Source organism: Enterobacter sp. T1-1, assembly GCF_000710795.1.
In the GTDB taxonomy this organism is placed as follows: domain Bacteria; phylum Pseudomonadota; class Gammaproteobacteria; order Enterobacterales; family Enterobacteriaceae; genus Enterobacter; species Enterobacter cloacae.
In genome coordinates this window covers 1-1,396 of record NZ_JALW01000127.1, presented here as the reverse complement: position 1 = coordinate 1,396, position 1,396 = coordinate 1, and the positions used below count along the sequence as shown (strand labels likewise).

2 protein-coding genes are annotated in these 1,396 nt (G+C 53.4%); one reads left to right on the top strand and one right to left on the bottom strand.

Going from position 1 to position 1,396, the window contains the following annotated elements; genetic code table 11:
• Positions 1-632: tail fiber domain-containing protein (locus AK59_RS0123430; protein ID WP_231501514.1), on the top strand; the 632-nt coding region annotated here is incomplete at its 5' end.
• Here AK59_RS0123430 and AK59_RS0123425 read toward each other — a convergent pair.
• Positions 604-1,344 (bottom strand): phage tail fiber protein, encoded by a 741-nt coding sequence (locus AK59_RS0123425; protein WP_032618808.1) that lies wholly within the window; start codon positions 1,342-1,344, stop codon positions 604-606. The genes AK59_RS0123430 and AK59_RS0123425 overlap by 29 nt on opposite strands.
• Positions 1,345-1,396: the final 52 nt, after the last annotated feature.

The following is a 1,396-nucleotide window of genomic DNA, read 5'->3' as shown; positions in this document are numbered from 1 at the left end:
TCGGTTTGGGAAGTAGTGCGACAAAGGATGTCGGAACTGCGGCAGGGAATGTTATGCAGGTGGGAGCTTTTGGGGTTGGTGCTGTTCTCCAAAATAAGCCCACAGATGCCAGTTCATCCTTCATCAGTGATGCTGATGGCAATACTCTGTGGGCTCCTGCGAATGGCTGTGGGTTTCAGAGTTCCTACACCGGGCAGCGAATTGCGCAGCTGTGGATTACTTCCGGTAGTGCGGTATTCAGCCGTTTTCTAACAACCACTGACCCTCAAACACCAAAATCCTCAGTGCCGTGGGCGCAGTTGCAGTCTGCGGGGACATCGGACATTAACTTTAAAAAAGTGACAGGGGATCTGGATTTAGAAGTGTCTCTGGCCAACATCGTGGCAATGGACTTTAAGACCTTCTACTACCTTGCAGATGAAGCCAAAACGACTCGCCGCGGCGTCATTGCTCAGGAACTGGAAAAGATAGATCCGCAATATGTTCACTCGGCTGAGGAGTCGGGGAAAATGACGCTTGACCTCAATCCTCTGATGCTCGATGCGCTGGCGGCAATCAAAGCGCTGGTTGTCCGCGTCAGCGCCTTAGAGGAAGTGATCAACGTTACTGCTCCTGGCTCATCCGCTGGTTAAACAGGGAATCGTCAGGCATATCAAGGCGAACATCGATCCAGCTGTTCGCCGGTACGTCCATCGGTTCACCTTTGGTTTTAATGATCTCACCTTCACCGCTCAGGATGTATTTTTGCTTGAAAAGACGGATTGTCAGGCCTCCGCTTTCCGTCTGCTCAGCTTCAACCACGCCAAGTTCTCCCTTGCCACCAGGGTCCATCGGTGGCAGTAGCTGCCATCCCTCTGAAGCCAGTCCTGCTGAACCGGTCAGCAGGTAAACACCCGCCTCAAGGCGAGAAAGGGTTATACCTTCCGCTTCTGCGTTTGCTGTCCCGCAACCGCACCAGGAGAAACCATCTTCGGCTACGTCAGCGCGCTGGCATGCATCGCGACTCGTTACTATGCGGGCAACTGGTGAGGCCGCTTTTAGCGTGCCATCACTGGCTTTCGTGGTGTTAGATGTGGTGTAGAGTTCAGCGCTAGCCCAGGCAGTTGGCGACGAACGACTACGCAAAATAGCGCGAGGGACGGCTGTATATCCTGATAAAACTAACTGAGCGCCAACAACTCCGCCGCCTTTGATATTGAATCCTACCTGCCACTGGCCAGGCATGACCCCGTTGCCACCCGCCGCACTCCAATAGCCGAAGCCTGTATTATTGTTACCGGCCAAATCTACAACGTGGTTACTGCCATCAAGAGTCTCTCCCAGGCCAAAAGAACCTACTTCCATTACATTACCGGGCGCCTGCCCTATTTCCTTTGTCGCGCTACTTCCCAAACCG